This is a genomic window from Tenacibaculum sp. (assembly GCF_050290165.1).
Classification (GTDB): Bacteria; Bacteroidota; Bacteroidia; order Flavobacteriales; family Flavobacteriaceae; genus Polaribacter.
Genome location: NZ_JBNKHD010000001.1, coordinates 402,579 through 419,291, shown reverse-complemented (window position 1 = coordinate 419,291; position 16,713 = coordinate 402,579). Strand labels below are relative to the sequence as shown.

The following is a 16,713-nucleotide window of genomic DNA, read 5'->3' as shown; positions in this document are numbered from 1 at the left end:
TGGGTTTTCAATAAAAGAAACTACTTTATTTATAAAATCATTAGTTTTATTAGTTTTAATGTATTCTAATGATTGAGATGGATTAAATATATAACTCGTAATAGCGAGAAAATTTTTTAAATAGTCAGTTTCAGGAATGTTAAAATCATTTAGGACTTTTTTTACTGAGGTTTGTTTAGATAACAAATACAAGTCATAAGAGTTTCTTAAAGATATTGTTTTGTTCCATTGCCCTCTATCATTAATTTGTTTATTGAAGCATGTTAAAAGAACCTGATTTTCATATGAAAGTACTGTAATGTTATTGTTTAGTTTTTTTAAACTTTTTTCTATGAAATTATAATTAAATCCTTTTTCTATCGAAATCATTTTATTATGAATTTCCACAGCTGCAATTTTCCCTTTTTTTGTTATTTTAGGGTAGTGTCTGTTAACTATGGTATTGTCAATTAAATTTTCTGACTTTTCTACGTAATCATTTTTCTTTAGAATATTTATAGCTTCTTTAAAGAATTCTCTTTTAACTAAAAAATCTATATCACCCACCATTCTTTCAGCTGTATCTTCATAAAGTTCTTCTAATAAATTACCTGTTCCTTTTAAAAAAATAGGAGTGATGTTATTTGAACGTAAAAGCTCATTAATTTCCTTAGCTTCTTTTATGATTTGTTGATTTCGTTCTCTGTTTAAGTCGGTAATATGTTTCATATATTCGACTAAATCAGTAGGGAGGTAGTGTAAAAAGTCAGCGCGTTGTAAGTTGCAGTATAATGCAGGAAATACATAGTGTGCAGTACTTATCTTTACTACATTGTCCCAGTTAACTAACCCCGATTTAATTTTATCTTCAACTAAATCTCGATTAGCTTTCTCACGAGTAATAGTTAAACACTTCGCAACAAATAACAAGGTTTCTTTATAATTCATCAGCAAAAATTTTTTTCACAGTTGAAATCATTTCCTGGTTATTAGAATACGTAAGTTTGTAACAAGGAAGTTCATCAAACCAGTTTAAAAAAATGTCAGCATTTTTAGGAATTGGAGACAACCAAGAGTCGGGAACAAGTTGTTCAAAGGCATACAATTTAGATATTTTATCAATTTGTATTTCTGAATTTGGCTCGTACTTTATAAAAACTAAAGCTTTACAAGGAAGTTTTTGAGTAAAATTGTTGGTGTTAGGTGGTAAAAACCGAACAATCTTATTCAAGTTTTCAAAGTTATATTCTCTAGCTGTTTCTAAACTTGGATATAAAGGGAGTAATATTTCTAGACTTTTTTTCTTTATTGATATTGCAGCAGGGAAACTATGAATATTTTTTTCGACAGCATCGATAGGAACAAAATCATCAGCTAAACAAGTAAAACCATTGGCTTGTAATAAAGCTAAAGAAGTACTTTTTCCGTTACCAGAATCGCCTAAAAATAAAGCAGCATTATTTCCATCACTAACCGCAGAAGCATGAAAAACTCCCATCCATTGCTCTTCTTTTTTATAATGGATTTTTTGCACTAACTCCATCGAAAATTTCCCTTGAAAATAATGAACTTCTTTTAAATTCCATGTTCCTATTAAGGTGTTGTCAACAGTAAAAGAAATGGATATATCATTACTAAATACTTCAAGTTGATGTTGAATTACTGTAGGACTTTGAGTTTCTAAATGTGCAAATTTAGGGTGTACTAATGAAGCTTCTACATTGGTAGCATAATCAATTTTGAAAATAAGGTCGTTTATTAAATAGTACTTTGTAACTTCAAAGAAGTTAGGTTTATCTACAGGTTTTAGCTCTTTTACTGATTCTTTTTGAGATGAAGTAAGTAAGGTTTCAATATCAGAAACGAGATTAGATGCCTGCTGATAAGGAATGTTAATTTGATTAAAGAGTTGAGTAATTATTTGTTGTTTATCAATTTTATTGTGTAATAACAATAAAATCTCAGCAACCAATGAATCTACAACGATATATTCATTAGTGTCTTCAAACCAAATTACACTTTTATTTTCGAGTTGTTTTATGATCATATGTTGTAAAAATAGTAAAACCTCGATTATATCGAGGTTTTACGGGTTATATTTAATAGTTATTTAAAATCCGTCTCCTGGATCTTCTGGACTTTGGGCTTGAGCTTTTTTAGGACTTAAAATCATGTAGGTTCCTAAAGCCGTTAGTGCTGCATATTTACCGTAGTTTCCTATTTTTTTGATAGCCTCTTTACGGGTAATATTTTTAGAATTTTCATCCGTGTTTTTTATGTGTTTTTTCATAATAATACTATTTAAGAGACCTTAATTATTTTAAAATGATTTTTTTAGAAATCTTCCCGAGATCAGAATCTAACTTTACGATGTATACTCCTTTAGAGATATTAGGTAAACTTATTTTACTAATTCCGTTTGAAGTTATATTCTGATTTAGAATTTCTTTTCCTATAACTGAATAGATTGTTACATTGGCCTCAACTTGTAATCCTTCAATGGTAATTTCATTGTTTGAAGAACCATATATACTAATACCTTCCAGTGAAGGTTCTACTATAGTATTTTGAGGTTTTTTAGAACTAGTATGTAAATAGAATTGACCTATACCATTAGAGCTACTGTTAAGTGTTGTAGTGTAATTCTTTTCAGATAAATCAGTAAAGGTATTGTTGGTTTTATCCTCTAAGTATACTTTAAGATTAGATGGTAGGTTTTTTGTACTGATAGAAAAAGTTACTTTTTCACCATTTTCTGTTTTTAAACCAACTGGAACAATCATGTTTTCATAATCAGTATTGGGTAATGTTTGAATAGCTAAGTGCTGACCTTGATTATCATTAAGTAATTCTGTAAATACAGCTAAATTAGAAGAATCTTCTCCAAACATTTTAGAATCGTAACCTTTGTCGTAACCTGTCGTTTTCCCAGAAACATAAAATACTTTTGTGGTTCTTTTACTTTTATCATTTTCAACAGATAATTCGATAGAAGCATAAGGTGTATGCTTCATAAAAGTATCAGAGTTTTGGTGACTTTGATTTGCAAAAGAGAATATAACATTATTGTTTGATGCTGCTTCTACAAAGAATCCTTGACCAGGAGCAATCTCTATAGGATCGACCGCATTTTTGGTTATGTATTGAGTGCCGTTCCAAAGCCAAATAGTTTCCTCAGTAAGCAAAGCTGTGTTTGCAGCTGTAAAACTAGCAGAATTGATATATGATGTGTATGGATTTCCTATCAGGTTGTAATTAGTTCTACTACCTGTAGAAATAGCTATAGGAACATTAGAAGTGTTTGCGGTACCTGTGAATGAAACTGTTCCAGGTGTAGCTAATTTGATAGAATATCCTTTTCCATTAGTTAAAGCTCCTGTATTTCCACTTTGCACATATAACCACGCTGGTCCAGTAATATTGCTATAAGGGGCTAACCCTAAATTGCCACCATTACCAGAAGCTAATGTATGGTTAGCGATGATGTCCTCTATAGTTTCACCAGAAACAGGAGGTGATACCAAGTACCAGTTAGTAGTAGTTAAGTTTCTTTTGTAAGTAACAGTACCTGTAACCGTACTTTGTGGTATAAAAGAAGCGCCACTGTTTATGGTTAATGAGTTAAAGGTAACCGCTGATGAGGCGGTTGGATAGTTTGTTAACCCAGAAGGAATAATAACATCTGAATTTGTAGGTGGAACTACACTAGGACTCCAGTTTGAAGCTGTACTCCAATCGTTATCAGTAGATCCAGACCAAGTAACGGTTTCTATACCCACTAAAACATTAGTGGTACTACCTATACTGTTTAATGTTAAAACTGCATCGTTAGAAGCAGCATCTTTTAACGTTCCTCCATTTGCAGCTAATGTACCAACAGCTATACCATCAGTATCTGAATCACCTGATTGTACGGTATATCTAAAAACTAAGGCACTTGTTCCACTTCCACTTTGGTAAACTGCTTGACGCGTAGTAGCTCCAATAGTAATAGCTATTTGAGGAGTTCCACCTGTAGTATTTACAGTTATATTCTCATCAAAGTTTACAGTAAAATCTAGGTTTTGACTTGTAAGGTAGTTACCGTTTGTTGGTACACTAACGCTTGTTACGGTTGGAGTAGCAGCATCTACTAAAACCGATGTTGTAGATCCTACGCTGTTTAAAGTTAGGGTAGCATCTTTTCCTCCAGCATCTTTTAAAGTACTACCATTGGCGGCTAACGAACCAACAGCAATACCGTCAGTATCTAAGTCACCTGAAAGAACCGTATGTCTAAAAACCAAAGCACTTGTTCCACTACCGCTAATATAGGTTGCTTGACGTGTGGTAGCACCAATAGTAATAGCTATTTGAGGTATTCCTCCTGTAGTATTTACAGTAACATTTTCATCAAAGTTTACGGTAAAATCTAAATTTTGCCCAGTAATATATGTAGCATTGGCAGGTACACTAACACTAGTAACAGTAGGTGCAACTGCACTTGATATAACAGTGGTTGTATTATCTGTATCATTAGTTGTACCATCATCTATAACTACTGTAAAAGTAGTGGTTTCTGTGGTGGCTGTTCTATTGTCTGTCGGATTAAAAGATAATGCACTTAGTTTTGATTGTAAATCACCAGGTGTGGTACTCGCTATTGTATAAGGACCAGAACCAGAAAGACCTGTACCTGTTAACACTCCTTTTGCATTATCATCTAAAGTAATAGTTGCTGATAAGTTATCTCCATCAGCATCTGTAGTTGTAATAGATGAAAAAGGAGAAATTGTACTAGTGTCATTTACTGCTTGATTAGCTACTGTTCCTCCTATTACTGGAGCTGTATTTGTTGTTAAAACGATATCATCAATGGCAAAAGACTCAAATCCACCACCATTTACGGTAAGTGTAATTTCTGTAATACCTACCCAGTTAAGAGGTACTACCTCTCCTATACTTTGAGCTATTCCTTCTGTGACTGTAGAATTACTCCCTCCAGTTGGAGTAAAATCTATTAAAGTTTCACCTCCTGTATCACTATCTGCTATAAAAGTAAAAATACTAGCAACATTTACTGCTGTAGAAAATGATATTTTAAAAAAAGTACTACTATTAGTACTTTGCGTAAAAACAACATTTGCAGAAGAACCTTCAAACCCTCCTGCATTAGCAAGATGTGCATCATTATTTGAAGTTGTTACAGTAGCAGTAATCGAATTTTTAGTTTGGGTAACAGTTGGTCCTGTATCTGTGGCAGTTTCCCAATCAAATGTTTGAGAGTAACAAATATTACCTATCAGGTAACATAAAATTAAAAGGAAGGTAGTTTTTTTCATAGAAAATAATTTATGTTAATTATAATTATGATTGTTTTGCGTTTGATTCTCGTAGGTAAAAAGCAAAAAACTGTGTTCTTTGCTTTTTACATAGAATTTAATAGGTGCCATTAACCTAGTTTCTAGAAGGAAAAATTCCTACTAAAGCTATAATATAGTTAATTGCTACAAATGGTTGCATATTATTATGAGCTAGGTTCCCTCCAGTATTAAGTATGTTTAAACCAGCATTGGCACTAATGGTTTGTCCATTTACGACATTGGTTGCTGGACCGAAATTTTTTACTTTTTGAGAAGTTAATCCATTCATATAATTTCCTACAGCAGGAACATCTCCTGGAGCAGGTGTTTCATTTACTGCATCGTTAGTGCTTAATAGAATGTGCTGGTCTGTAGATGGATTGTTTTGTGTTGCGTGATTATGACTTGGTATTTGAGTTACATTTAGGGTAACTGTTTCTTGACCAGATCTTTGTCCTAATCTATAGTCAGATAAACCAGGTCCTTGTCTTGGACCTATTGGTGCTCTACCTCTTAAATCGGGTAAAGCAAAAGTTGTTCTTCCGTCACCACCGTATGTGGTGCCTAAAATTGAAAATAAAGCAGTGTTTTGCGAAATTGGTAATAATTGGCCGTCACAAAATGCCCAACCTCTTGGAGCGAAATTTCCTCCAAACATGACGATTTCTCCTATAAATGGATCCATAAATAATAAAAGTTTAGTAGTTAATTTTTTCTTACAATTTAGTAAAAAAAATAAAATATTACACTATAAGGTCTTTGTATTTAGTATTTTATGTTGAATTTGACTCTACTAAATGTTCCCTAATCAAATGTACAAATAGGAGATAGTGAGTTTTAATTTTGTTGTACAAGCGTATTTTATTGAGGTTTGAGTGCCTCAATTTTAAGTATAAGAAAGGATGTGTTTTTGGGGTGCTATATTAATTTTTTCTCCAGAAAAAAGGAGTCAATAGAATTAAAACAGTAAACAATTCTAAACGGCCAATTAACATTAAAAAAGAACAGAACCATTTGGCTCCAATTGATAAGTGATTAAAATTGTCAACAGGACTTACACTACCAATTGCAGGGCCAATGTTTCCTAATGAAGAAGCACAAGCTCCTAAAGCTGAAGGTAAGTCTAAACCAAAAAGAGCTAATACTACCGTACCCAGAATAAAGATTAACATATATAGTACAAAGAAAGAAAGAATGTTAAAAACGATATTTTGACTTACGGCTTTACCATCATAGCGTACAGGTATAATAGCATTTGGGTGTAATGATTTTTTAAATTCTAAAAAACTGTTTTTAAGCATAATAATGTGACGAACAACTTTTACACCTCCTGAGGTAGAACCTGCAGAACCACCTAAGAAAAATAAAGAGAAAAATATAGCAGTCACAAAAAAGCTCCACATCGTAAAATCAGCACTAACAAAACCTGTAGTAGTAACTACAGAGATTACTGAAAAGAGTGAGTGTCTAATAGCGCTTTCTGCTTCGCCCCAAACTTTAGGGTGTTGTATTGATGTTTGTAAAGCTGGATCTTGGAAAAAAATAATCATAAGAGCAACGATAGCTGATATACCTACGATTCCAATGAAGTAGTACTTAAATTCTTCACTTTGTATTACTTTTCTTACTTTCCCTTTAAGAGCAAAATAAGTTAGTACAAAGTTTGTACCAGCAATAAACATGAAAAATATAATAATATATTGAATAAGAGGAGCGTTATTCCAATGAGCTATACTTGCATTTTTTGTAGAAAAACCACCGGTGCTTACTGTTGCCATAGCATGATTAATTGCATCAAACCAAGTCATTCCTGCTATTTTTAATAAAAGGAATTCAACAGCGGTTAACAATACATAAATTAACCATAAACGTTTAGCAGTATCTGTAATTCTAGGATGTAGTTTATCTGCAGAAGGACCTGGAGCTTCTGCCATAAAGAGCTGCATTCCTCCAATTCCTAACAAAGGTAAGATAGCAATGGTAAGCACGATAATTCCCATTCCACCAATCCAATGGGTACAACTGCGCCAAAACAATATTCCTTTTGGCATTGATTCTATATCTGTCAAAATAGAAGACCCAGTAGTAGAATACCCAGAAATAGTTTCAAAAAAAGCATCAGTAACACTAGGGATATTGCCTGAAAGTAAATAAGGTAGCATTCCTGTAAATGATAAGGTTAGCCATCCTAAGGTAACAATAAGATATCCTTCTTTTTTATGAATATTGTTATTGTTAGGGGTATTAAAGAAGTAAAGTAAGGTCCCAATAGTAATAGTAATAATTCCAGCGTTTACAATACCAAATTTTGCAGATTCTTCATGATATATACTTATAGGTAATGCAAGTAGCATGAATAAACCATTTAATACTGCGGTTATTCCTAAAAACCGGTAAACTAATTTAAGGTTGAGATTTTCCATTAGTTGAATAAATCTTCTACTGTTGTTATTGCTTCTGGTAAGCAAAACACAATAGCTTTGTCACCGCTTTGTAGTTGAAAATTTCCAAAAGACATTAGTGCGTTTCCATCTCTAATAACCCCACCAATGATAGCTTCTCTAGGGAAACGTAACTCTCTAATCACCTTTTTGGTAACTTTTGCATTGGGTTGAACCTCAAATTCAAAAACTTCGGCATCTACATTGTGTAAATTAGCTAGAGCGACAATTTCTCCTTTACGAATATGGCGGAAAATATTACTTGCAGCAATTAATTTTTTATTGATTAAAGTATCTATTCCTATGGTTTGAGAAATATTAATGTAGTCCATGTTCTCAACCAAAGCCACAGTTTTTTTAACGCCTTTTGATTTAGCTACTAAGCAAGACATGATATTAGTTTCGGAGTCACCGGTTACAGCTACAAAAGCATCCATTTCTCTAATGCTTTCTTCTTCTAATAACTCTAAATCTCTACCATCTCCATAAATAACTAAGGTGTTACGAAGATCTTCGGCAAGTTGTAAAGCTTTGTCTTTATCTTTTTCAATAAGTTTTACTTTAAAGTTGTCTTTACAAAGTTTTCTGGCAGTTTTTCGTCCAACACGACTTCCACCCAAAATCATTACATTAGTAATATCTATGTGTTCTTTTCCAATGATAGGATATAGTTTATCTATACTATACTTAGGAACAGAAAAATATACTTGATCATTAATTTTGTATTCAGTATCACCTCGTGGAATTATGGTTTGAGAAGTTCCTTCTCGTTTTATAGCAATGGTAATAAAATCTACCAAACTATATTTTTCTTTTACTTCTTTTACGGTAAGATCAATAATAGGTGATTTGTACCCAAGTGTCGTCCCCATGATATTAAAAACACCATTTTCAAAAGAAACGGTATCGTTAAAAGAAGATTGGTTGAGTAATGATTTAATTTCTTCAGCAGCTAATTCTTCTGGAGAAATCATAAAATCAACTCCGTATTCTTTAAAATCAATACAAGGATTGTTTAAAAATTCTGGATTACTAATACGAGCAATTGTCTTTTTTACCCCTAAAGCTTTTCCAATTACTGATATTGTGAAGTTTGTATTAGGGCTTTCTGTTACAGCAAGTAATAAGTCAGCAGAACTAATACCTATTTCTTTTAAAAGTTTTATAGAAGTAGCATCTCCTTTTTTAGTAATAACATCCAAATGGTTGTTCAAATAGTCTAGCTTTTCACCATCAAAATCTATCACATACGTGTCTTGTGCTTCGTAAGAAAGGAGTTTAGCCAAATGAAAACCCACGTCTCCAGCCCCGGCTATGATAATCTTCATATTTAAAATTAAAAAGAAATAGTAGGCAAAGATACTGAGCTACTTTTGGTTGTGCAAAAAATGAATTATATTTATAAATCAATAAAAGTTGCAATGAAAAAAATCTCAATTAAATCGTGGGCATTAGATGACAGACCTAGAGAAAAATTGATGTTTAAAGGAAAAACCTTATTGTCTGATGCTGAACTCATAGCTATCTTAATAGGTTCAGGAAACAGGGAAGAAAGTGCTGTAGACTTATCTAAAAGAATATTATTATCAGTAAATAATGACTTAAATGCATTAGCCAAACTATCAGTAGAAGAACTTATGAAGTTTAAGGGGATAGGAGAAGCTAAAGCTATATCAATAGTAACTGCTTTAGAGTTTGGTAAAAGAAGACAGTTTGAAGATAAAGCGAGTACTCCTAAAATTAACAGTTCTAAAGATGTAGCAAACATAATGCAACCGTTAATTGGCGATTTGCAACATGAAGAGTTTTGGGTATTATATCTTAACAATTCTAACAAAGTACTAGCAAAACATCAGTTAAGTAAAGGAGGGTTTACAGCCACATTGGTTGATGTGCGTTTATTGTATAAGAGAAGTTTAGAGCTCTCTGCTGTAGGTATCATTGTTTGTCACAATCATCCTTCAGGAAAATTATCACCAAGTCAATCTGATATTGAGCTCACCAATAAAATAAAAAAAGCAGGACTAACATTAGATATTAAGTTGTTAGATCATTTAATAATTACCGAAAAAGCGTATTTTAGCTTTGCAGACGAAGGAATTTTATAGTCGTTTATATTTTACGACTGATATTTAATGACTATGATACTTATTTACACCCATAAAGTTACTCCAAGAGTACGTTATATTTTCAAACATATTTTTACTCGTATTTTACAGATAAAAATTGATTTTACTAGTAAGATAGAAGAGTTTGTAGCTTATAATGGTCCTAAGTTTTCGTATACCAATGTACCTTTAGGTAAGGAGTTTTTTGTTCAAAGTAATGAGTTGCTATTTCAACAAGGAGTAAAAGATGTAGAAATTCTGATACAAGAATGGGAGGGAGTACCTTGTTTTTTTGACTCAATAGAAGCTTCTGAAATTCCGTTTGATATTTTTGCTGCGAGTTTCTTTTTAATTACTAGGTATGAAGAATATTTGCCTCATATAAAAGATATACATGGAAGATTTTCTGCGACTGAAAGTATTGCGTATCAAAATGGTTTTTTAGAAAAGCCATTGGTTGATATTTGGGCATATAAGTTTTTAGAAGTCTTAAAACAAAAGTTTCCAGATTTTGAACATGAAACCAGAAGCTATCAGTACATCTCAACTATTGATGTGGATAATGCTTATGCATACAAATACAAAAGTTTTATACGTACACTAGGAGGGTTTTTAAAAGATGCTTTGCATTTTAAGATTTTTACTATATGGGGTAGGTTGGCTGTTTTATTAAATTTTAAAAAAGATCCTTTCGATACCTTTCAAGAGTTATTGCACTTAAAAAAAACTCATAATATTAAAACTATTTTCTTCTTTTTAATAGGGGATTATACGACATACGACACAAACGTTTCGGCATCTAAAACCAAATTTAAATTGTTAATAAAAGATATGGTTGATTATGCTCGTGTAGGGTTACATCCGTCATACTATACAATGACAGATATAGCGCTATTAAAAAAAGAAAAAGAACGTTTAGAGTCCATTACTAATATGCCTATTAAGCGTTCTCGCCAGCATTTTTTGCGAATTTCGTTCCCAGAAACGTATCAACAATTAATAGACTTAGAAATAGAAGAAGATTATTCTATGGGATATTCTAGTCATGTAGGTTTTAGGGCGAGTACTTGTACACCATTTTATTTTTATGATTTAGATTTTGAAATTCAAACTCCGTTAAAAGTTTTTCCTTTTGCCCTAATGGATACAACATTAAATGATTATTTAAAGTTAACACCCAAGCAATCCTTAGGAAGAATTAGAGATTTAAAGAATGAAGTAAAAGCTGTGAATGGAGTATTTATTACTGTGTTTCATAATGAAAGTTTAAGTAATTATTTACGTTGGAGAGGTTGGAAGAGATTATATGGGTCAATGCTTAAGATAGTAGGAAAACAAAGAAATTAAGTTATGGAGAAAATTAAGCATGTATTTTTTGATTTAGATCATACACTATGGGATTTTGATAAAAACTCAAAATTAACCTTTGAGCAAATTTTTAGAGAACAAAATGTTTCACTTTCTATTGATGATTTTTTAGGTGTATATAGACCAATAAACTTTAAATATTGGGAACTGTATAGAGAAGATAGAATAGAAAAGGTTGCGTTAAGGTATCATAGATTAAAGGAAACGTTTACTAACTTAAATTATAGTGCCTCAGATGATTTGATTAACCTAATATCAGAAGCTTACATTCGTTATTTACCTAATTTTAATTATCTTTTATCTGATACCATTGAAATTCTAGAATATTTAGGAGAGAAATATCATTTACATATTATCACAAATGGTTTTAAAGAGGTACAGAATCTCAAATTAGAAAAGTCTGGAATAAATAAATATTTCAGGCAAGTAATCACTTCTGAATGCATAGGAGTAAAGAAACCAAACCCTAAAATTTTTGAATATGCTTTAGGTAAAGCTGGCGCTAATGCAGAAGAGTCGGTTATGATAGGAGATAGTTATGAAGCTGATGTAATAGGTGCTATAAAGGTTGGTATGTTTGCTATTTATTTTAGTCAAGATAATAAAAAGGGGAATGGAATATCAAATGTTAATTCTCTTGCTCAATTAAAGCAGTATTTATAGGTTTACTGTTTTTAAGAGGGGGAAATGAAATTTAAAAAATACTATTACTTATTGTTACTGGTAAGTTTTTCATTATCATGTGTGAAAAATATTGACATAGACCAGGTTGATACTTATGATTTAACACCCAAGTACATAGCTTCACTTGTGTATTTTAAAATGCCTGTATTAAGTTTTTTTGATTCTGTTACAGGTAGCGAAAATATTAAACCGATTATTGATGAATCAAATATTTCAATAATGGAAGAGCAATTTATCCAAGATAAATTGAAAGAAGTAATTTTTGATTTTGAAGTAACCAACCCATTTAGTAGAGACATCTATTTTAGTATTCAATTTTTGGATGAAACGGATAACATTACCTATTCAATAAATCCAATTCTTATAAAAGCGAACACTTCTAATCTTTTACATAAAGAAACTATAGTAATAGAGAATACACCACAATTTTTAGATACGCGAAAAATTAGAGTATCCTTACAGTTATCTGTAGCTTCAGGAACACCTTTAGATATGAATGATTCAAATGAGTTTATATTTAAATCAGCAGGTACTTTTACTTTTAAAATATAAGATATAGATGCGTAGTTTTTTAATTGCTATTATAATACTTAAGTGTTGTTTACTTACAGTAAAAGCACAAAACAAACAATTGCTATATGATTTTGATGAAGTTCCACAAACAATGTTGCTTAACCCAGGCGTACAGCCAACTTATAAGGGGCATATAGGAATTCCTTTTTTGTCTGGAATACATTCAAACATAGGAACATCAGAAGTAACTTTTGCTGATTTGTTTAGAAATGATAATGTAGATTTTAATATAAAGGTAAGGAATGCTATTAGTAGGATAACTTCAGATGATTATGTAAGTTTTAATAATCAAATTGAAATTTTAAGTGGAAGTTATAAACTGAATAATAAAGATTATTTAAGTGTAGGTTTTTATACAGAAATAGATGTCTTTTCAAATTACCCAAAAGATATCATAGAGTTAGTAAATGATGGTAACGGGACAAATTTGAATAAAACTTTTTTATTATCTCAAGTAAATGTTAAAGCAGAAGGAATAAGTGTTTTACATGCAGGAATATCGAGAAAACTTAATTCTAAACTCACAGTAGGAACAAGATTAAAGATTTATTCGGGTATAGCTAATATAATGTCTACTAACAATACAGGAAGTTTTTATACTGAGTTAGGAAGCGATAATATTTATACTCATTATTTGAGCAATCTTAATTTTAATGGGTATAGCTCAGGTGTCTCTTTTGATAGAGAGGTAACTTCAAAAGATATAATTAGTAAAGCTTTTTTTAAGAATTTAGGTTTAGGTTTTGATATAGGAATAGTTTACCAATTAGATAAGCAAACAAGACTTACAGCAAGTTTATTAGATATTGGTTTTGTAAATTATTCAGAAGACATAAAGAATATAAGAGCTAGAGGAAGTTATACCTTCTCTGGAATAGAATTTCAGTATGATAGTGCCAATTCTAATTATTGGGAGGATCTAAAAAATGATCTTGAAAGTAGAGTTCCTTCAGGAGAAAATAAAGAGTCGTATTCTGTAATGAGACCTATAAAATTCAATGCTTCATATAAGTATAGTTGGGGCAGGAGCAGAAATGAAAAAAACTGTAGCGATATGACTTATAGAGATTTTTATAACAATGCTGTAGGAGCTCAATTGTTTTCTGTTTTTAGACCAACTGGACCTAAAATAGCTTTAACAGGTTTTTATGAAAAGAGACTATCAAAAAAAATAAACACAAAATTAACTTACACAATCGATGATTTTTCTTATAAAAATTTTGGTTTTGGCTTGTCAACAAAAATAGGTAAATTTCAACTTTATGGTTTAATAGATAATATTTTTGAATTAACAGATATTGCTGATAGTAATTCAGCTTCTTTTCAAATGGGAATTAATTTAATTTTTAAATAAAAAATGAAAAAAATACTTTTTATAGCATTATTTATAAGTACGGCGAGTTTTGCTCAAAAATCGATTAATAATTATAAATACATAATAGTACCTAGCAAGTTTGAGTTTGTAAAAGGAAAAGACAAATATCAAACGAGTTCTTTAACCAAGTTTTTGTTTAATAAGTATGGATTCACTGCATTTTTAGATGACGAACAATTACCTAAAGAAGTCGCAAATAATAGGTGTTTAACATTAACAGGAACAGTAAAAGATAATTCTTCAATGTTTACCACAAAAAGTATTATTGAATTAAGAGATTGTTATAATAAAGTTGTGTTTACCTCACAAGAAGGAAAAAGTAAAGAAAAAGAATATAAAAAGGCATATCAAGAAGCAATTCGTAATGCTTTTAAGTCGATAGAAGCGTTAAAGTATAAATATGTTCCGCTTCAAGAAGAAGTAGTTAAAACAGAGAGTACTTCGGATGTAATTACAGCTGTAAAAGTTGTTGAAAACAAGTCCGTAGAGGTTAAAAATGATAAAAATATTGTAGAAGCATTATATGCACAATCTACGGCGAATGGATTCCAATTGGTAAATATGAAGCCAGAAGTTGTTTTTCAGGTATTAAAAACTAATGTTAAAGATATCTTTGTTATTAAAGATAAAAACGGAATCTTATACAAAAATGGTAATTCTTGGTTTGCTGAATATTATGATAATGATATAAAGATGATTAAAGAGTACCAAATAAAATTTTAAATTAGAAATTAAAAAAGAGAGCTTTAAAGCTCTCTTTTTTAATAATTGTATTTGTCTTTCCAACGTTGTTTTAGTAATTCTCTAAACTGATTTTCACGGGCATTATTACCAGGTTCATACAACTTTGTGTTTTTTATTTCATCGGGCATAAACTCTTGATTTACAAAATTACCAGCGTAATTATGAGAATATTGATAGTCTTTTCCATAATCTAAATCTTTCATCAATTTAGTAGGAGCATTTCTTAAATGTAAAGGAACAGATAAATCTCCAGTAGTTTTCACCAAATTCTGAGCTTCTCCAATTGCCATATAGGAAGCATTACTTTTAGCAGAGTTTGCTAAATACACAGCACATTGACTCAAAATAATTCTAGATTCAGGGTAACCAATTACAGAAACTGCTTGAAAAGTATTATTAGCTAAAATTAAGGCTGTTGGATTTGCATTACCAATATCTTCTGAAGCGGCAATTAACATTCTCCGAGCAATGAATTTTACATCTTCACCACCTTCAATCATACGAGCTAACCAATATACAGCAGCATTAGGATCACTTCCTCTGATCGATTTGATAAATGCAGAAACAATATCGTAATGTTGTTCTCCTGTTTTATCGTATCGAACGGTATTTTTTTGAATTTTCTCTAAAACCAGTTTATTGGTAATATCTATTTTTTCATCAGCAGCGACTAATAATTCAAAAATATTGAGGAGTTTTCTAGCATCTCCACCTGAAACCTGAAGCAAAGCATCCGTTTCTTTTAAGTTGATTTTTTTCTTAGAGATGAATTCATCCTTTTCCATAGCTCTGTGTAAAAGCGCAATTAAATCCTCTTTATCAAAAGAATTTAAAATATACACTTGGCAGCGAGAGAGTAGGGCAGGAATTACTTCAAAGCTTGGGTTTTCTGTAGTTGCACCTACTAAAGTTACCCAACCTTTTTCAACAGCACCTAATAAAGAATCTTGTTGTGATTTGCTAAAACGGTGAATCTCATCAATAAATAAAATGGGATTTTTTTGAGTAAACAGTCCACCACTTTTTTTGGCTTTTTCAATAACTTCACGAACATCTTTTACTCCAGAGCTAATAGCACTTAAGGTATAAAATGGACGACCAGATTCGTTGGCGATAATATTTGCCAAAGTGGTTTTTCCAATTCCGGGAGGTCCCCATAAAATTAACGAAGGAATAATTCCTTGTTTAATATGATTGGTTAAAATACCATTTTCACCCACCAAATGTTGTTGACTAATATAATCGCTTAAACTTTGTGGACGTATTCTTTCTGCCAAAGGTTGATTCATTTTGTAAAAATAACAAAGATTTATGACAGAACTTCAGAAATGCTATTTTGGATTTATTTTTGTTATTTTCATATTTATGAAAACAGAGCAACAACTAAAATTTACCCCAACCGTTTTTACAATTCCTCTTTTGTTTGTTTTTACAATTTGGTTTGTGTATTGGTTAGAGATTAAATTTGGATGGAATTTTAACAAATTTGGAGTGTATCCAAGAAATTTTAGTGGTTTAAAAGGGGTTTTTTGCTCTCCTTTTATTCATAGTGATACAAATCATCTTTTTAATAATTCTGTTCCTTTATTTGTGCTCTCAGCGTGTCTTTTTTACTTTTATAAAGAGATAGCAGTAAAAGTTTTGATTTATGGAGGAATCATAACCGGATTATTAACTTGGTTAATAGCTCGTGAATCATATCATATAGGAGCCAGTGGAATAGTGTATCTACTTTTTAGTTTTGTTCTTTTTAGTGGTATTATAAGAAAGAACTATCGGTTAGTAGCGGTTTCTTTTATTACCATTTTTTTATATGGAAGTATGGTTTGGTATGTATTACCAATTAAAGATGGGATGTCTTGGGAAGGACACTTGTCAGGATTAATAACTGGATTTGTTTTTGCGCTGCTATACAGAAAAAGAGGAATTGTAAAAGAAAAGTTTGAGTTTTCTAAAACTGAATTTGATACAATGTTTGATGAAGAAGGAAATTATGTACCACCTGTAGTTGAAGAAGAAATTGAACTAAAAGAAATTAACTACAAGTATATTTATAAAGAAAAAGAACAAGATTGAAAATAAAAAATCCTGCATTAAGC

16 protein-coding genes are annotated in these 16,713 nt (G+C 31.2%); 7 read left to right on the top strand and 9 right to left on the bottom strand.

Annotated elements, in window-relative coordinates:
* The 7 genes from ACQY6M_RS01960 to trkA all read right to left on the bottom strand — a co-directional run.
* On the bottom strand, positions 1-927 hold a 927-nt coding region (locus ACQY6M_RS01960; protein ID WP_428742994.1), incomplete at its 3' end, for a nucleotidyltransferase domain-containing protein.
* Entirely contained in the window at positions 917-2,026 is a 1,110-nt protein-coding gene (locus ACQY6M_RS01955) for a hypothetical protein (protein WP_428742993.1), read from the bottom strand. The genes ACQY6M_RS01955 and ACQY6M_RS01960, both read right to left, overlap by 11 nt.
* A gap of 63 nt (positions 2,027-2,089) precedes the next feature.
* Complete coding sequence (locus tag ACQY6M_RS01950; RefSeq protein ID WP_428742992.1) at positions 2,090-2,269, bottom strand: hypothetical protein; 180 nt, start codon at positions 2,267-2,269, stop codon at positions 2,090-2,092.
* Between the two features lie 25 nt (positions 2,270-2,294).
* Positions 2,295-5,300 carry a T9SS type A sorting domain-containing protein gene (locus tag ACQY6M_RS01945; RefSeq protein WP_428742991.1) on the bottom strand — a complete coding sequence of 1,002 codons (3,006 nt, stop codon included), beginning with the start codon at positions 5,298-5,300 and terminating at the stop codon, positions 2,295-2,297.
* Positions 5,301-5,415: 115 nt separating this feature from the next.
* On the bottom strand, positions 5,416-6,006 hold the full coding sequence (locus ACQY6M_RS01940; protein WP_428742990.1) for a phage tail protein: 591 nt from the start codon (positions 6,004-6,006) through the stop codon (positions 5,416-5,418).
* A gap of 238 nt (positions 6,007-6,244) precedes the next feature.
* Complete coding sequence (locus ACQY6M_RS01935) at positions 6,245-7,744, bottom strand: TrkH family potassium uptake protein (protein WP_428742989.1); 1,500 nt, start codon at positions 7,742-7,744, stop codon at positions 6,245-6,247.
* Positions 7,744-9,090 (bottom strand): Trk system potassium transporter TrkA, encoded by a 1,347-nt coding sequence (gene trkA, locus ACQY6M_RS01930; RefSeq protein ID WP_428742988.1) that lies wholly within the window; start codon positions 9,088-9,090, stop codon positions 7,744-7,746. Before trkA ends, ACQY6M_RS01935 begins: the two co-directional genes overlap by 1 nt.
* 93 nt (positions 9,091-9,183) lie before the next feature.
* Between trkA and radC the strand changes: the two genes are divergently transcribed.
* Genes radC through ACQY6M_RS01910 form a run of 4 tightly spaced genes read left to right on the top strand, consistent with a single transcriptional unit; the run spans position 9,184 to position 12,474 of the window.
* Positions 9,184-9,870 carry a RadC family protein gene (gene radC, locus ACQY6M_RS01925; RefSeq protein ID WP_428742987.1) on the top strand — a complete coding sequence of 229 codons (687 nt, stop codon included), beginning with the start codon at positions 9,184-9,186 and terminating at the stop codon, positions 9,868-9,870.
* Between the two features lie 33 nt (positions 9,871-9,903).
* Positions 9,904-11,217, top strand: a complete 1,314-nt coding sequence (locus ACQY6M_RS01920) for a polysaccharide deacetylase family protein (protein WP_428744902.1) — start codon at positions 9,904-9,906, stop codon at positions 11,215-11,217.
* A 3-nt stretch (positions 11,218-11,220) separates the two neighbouring features.
* Positions 11,221-11,901, top strand: coding sequence for a YjjG family noncanonical pyrimidine nucleotidase (locus ACQY6M_RS01915; RefSeq protein ID WP_428742985.1), 681 nt, complete (start codon positions 11,221-11,223; stop codon positions 11,899-11,901).
* 24 nt (positions 11,902-11,925) lie between these two features.
* The gene (locus ACQY6M_RS01910) at positions 11,926-12,474 is read left to right on the top strand and encodes a hypothetical protein (RefSeq protein WP_428742984.1); all 549 of its coding nucleotides are present in this window, start codon (positions 11,926-11,928) and stop codon (positions 12,472-12,474) included.
* On the opposite strand, the gene ACQY6M_RS01905 is transcribed toward ACQY6M_RS01910, so the two are convergent.
* The gene (locus tag ACQY6M_RS01905; RefSeq protein WP_428743004.1) at positions 12,445-12,588 is read right to left on the bottom strand and encodes a hypothetical protein; all 144 of its coding nucleotides are present in this window, start codon (positions 12,586-12,588) and stop codon (positions 12,445-12,447) included. The genes ACQY6M_RS01910 and ACQY6M_RS01905 overlap by 30 nt on opposite strands.
* Here ACQY6M_RS01905 and ACQY6M_RS01900 point away from each other — a divergent pair.
* Both ACQY6M_RS01900 and ACQY6M_RS01895 read left to right on the top strand, forming a co-directional pair.
* The gene (locus ACQY6M_RS01900; protein ID WP_428743003.1) at positions 12,587-13,849 is read left to right on the top strand and encodes a DUF5723 family protein; all 1,263 of its coding nucleotides are present in this window, start codon (positions 12,587-12,589) and stop codon (positions 13,847-13,849) included. The genes ACQY6M_RS01905 and ACQY6M_RS01900 overlap by 2 nt on opposite strands.
* Positions 13,850-13,852: 3 nt before the next feature.
* Positions 13,853-14,593, top strand: coding sequence for a hypothetical protein (locus ACQY6M_RS01895; protein ID WP_428742983.1), 741 nt, complete (start codon positions 13,853-13,855; stop codon positions 14,591-14,593).
* A gap of 38 nt (positions 14,594-14,631) precedes the next feature.
* Here ACQY6M_RS01895 and ACQY6M_RS01890 read toward each other — a convergent pair whose 3' ends face one another.
* Complete coding sequence (locus ACQY6M_RS01890) at positions 14,632-15,903, bottom strand: replication-associated recombination protein A (RefSeq protein ID WP_428742982.1); 1,272 nt, start codon at positions 15,901-15,903, stop codon at positions 14,632-14,634.
* Positions 15,904-15,925: 22 nt separating this feature from the next.
* Here ACQY6M_RS01890 and ACQY6M_RS01885 point away from each other — a divergent pair, with 22 nt between their 5' ends.
* The gene (locus tag ACQY6M_RS01885) at positions 15,926-16,690 is read left to right on the top strand and encodes a rhomboid family intramembrane serine protease (protein WP_428744901.1); all 765 of its coding nucleotides are present in this window, start codon (positions 15,926-15,928) and stop codon (positions 16,688-16,690) included.
* Positions 16,691-16,713 lie beyond the last annotated feature (23 nt).

Excerpts from the sequence above, each read along its gene's own strand:
- ACQY6M_RS01920 (WP_428744902.1), top strand. The coding sequence starts at position 9,904 with ATGATACTTATTTACACCCATAAAGTTACTCCAAGAGTACGTTATATT.
- ACQY6M_RS01955 (WP_428742993.1), bottom strand. The coding sequence starts at position 2,026 with ATGATCATAAAACAACTCGAAAATAAAAGTGTAATTTGGTTTGAAGAC.
- trkA (WP_428742988.1), bottom strand. The coding sequence starts at position 9,090 with ATGAAGATTATCATAGCCGGGGCTGGAGACGTGGGTTTTCATTTGGCT.
- ACQY6M_RS01915 (WP_428742985.1), top strand. The coding sequence starts at position 11,221 with ATGGAGAAAATTAAGCATGTATTTTTTGATTTAGATCATACACTATGG.
- ACQY6M_RS01900 (WP_428743003.1), top strand. The coding sequence starts at position 12,587 with ATGTTGCTTAACCCAGGCGTACAGCCAACTTATAAGGGGCATATAGGA.
- ACQY6M_RS01910 (WP_428742984.1), top strand. The coding sequence starts at position 11,926 with ATGAAATTTAAAAAATACTATTACTTATTGTTACTGGTAAGTTTTTCA.
- ACQY6M_RS01890 (WP_428742982.1), bottom strand. The coding sequence starts at position 15,903 with ATGAATCAACCTTTGGCAGAAAGAATACGTCCACAAAGTTTAAGCGAT.
- ACQY6M_RS01950 (WP_428742992.1), bottom strand. The coding sequence starts at position 2,269 with ATGAAAAAACACATAAAAAACACGGATGAAAATTCTAAAAATATTACC.
- radC (WP_428742987.1), top strand. The coding sequence starts at position 9,184 with ATGAAAAAAATCTCAATTAAATCGTGGGCATTAGATGACAGACCTAGA.
- ACQY6M_RS01885 (WP_428744901.1), top strand. The coding sequence starts at position 15,926 with ATGACAGAACTTCAGAAATGCTATTTTGGATTTATTTTTGTTATTTTC.
- ACQY6M_RS01935 (WP_428742989.1), bottom strand. The coding sequence starts at position 7,744 with ATGGAAAATCTCAACCTTAAATTAGTTTACCGGTTTTTAGGAATAACC.
- ACQY6M_RS01895 (WP_428742983.1), top strand. The coding sequence starts at position 13,853 with ATGAAAAAAATACTTTTTATAGCATTATTTATAAGTACGGCGAGTTTT.
- ACQY6M_RS01940 (WP_428742990.1), bottom strand. The coding sequence starts at position 6,006 with ATGGATCCATTTATAGGAGAAATCGTCATGTTTGGAGGAAATTTCGCT.
- ACQY6M_RS01945 (WP_428742991.1), bottom strand. The coding sequence starts at position 5,300 with ATGAAAAAAACTACCTTCCTTTTAATTTTATGTTACCTGATAGGTAAT.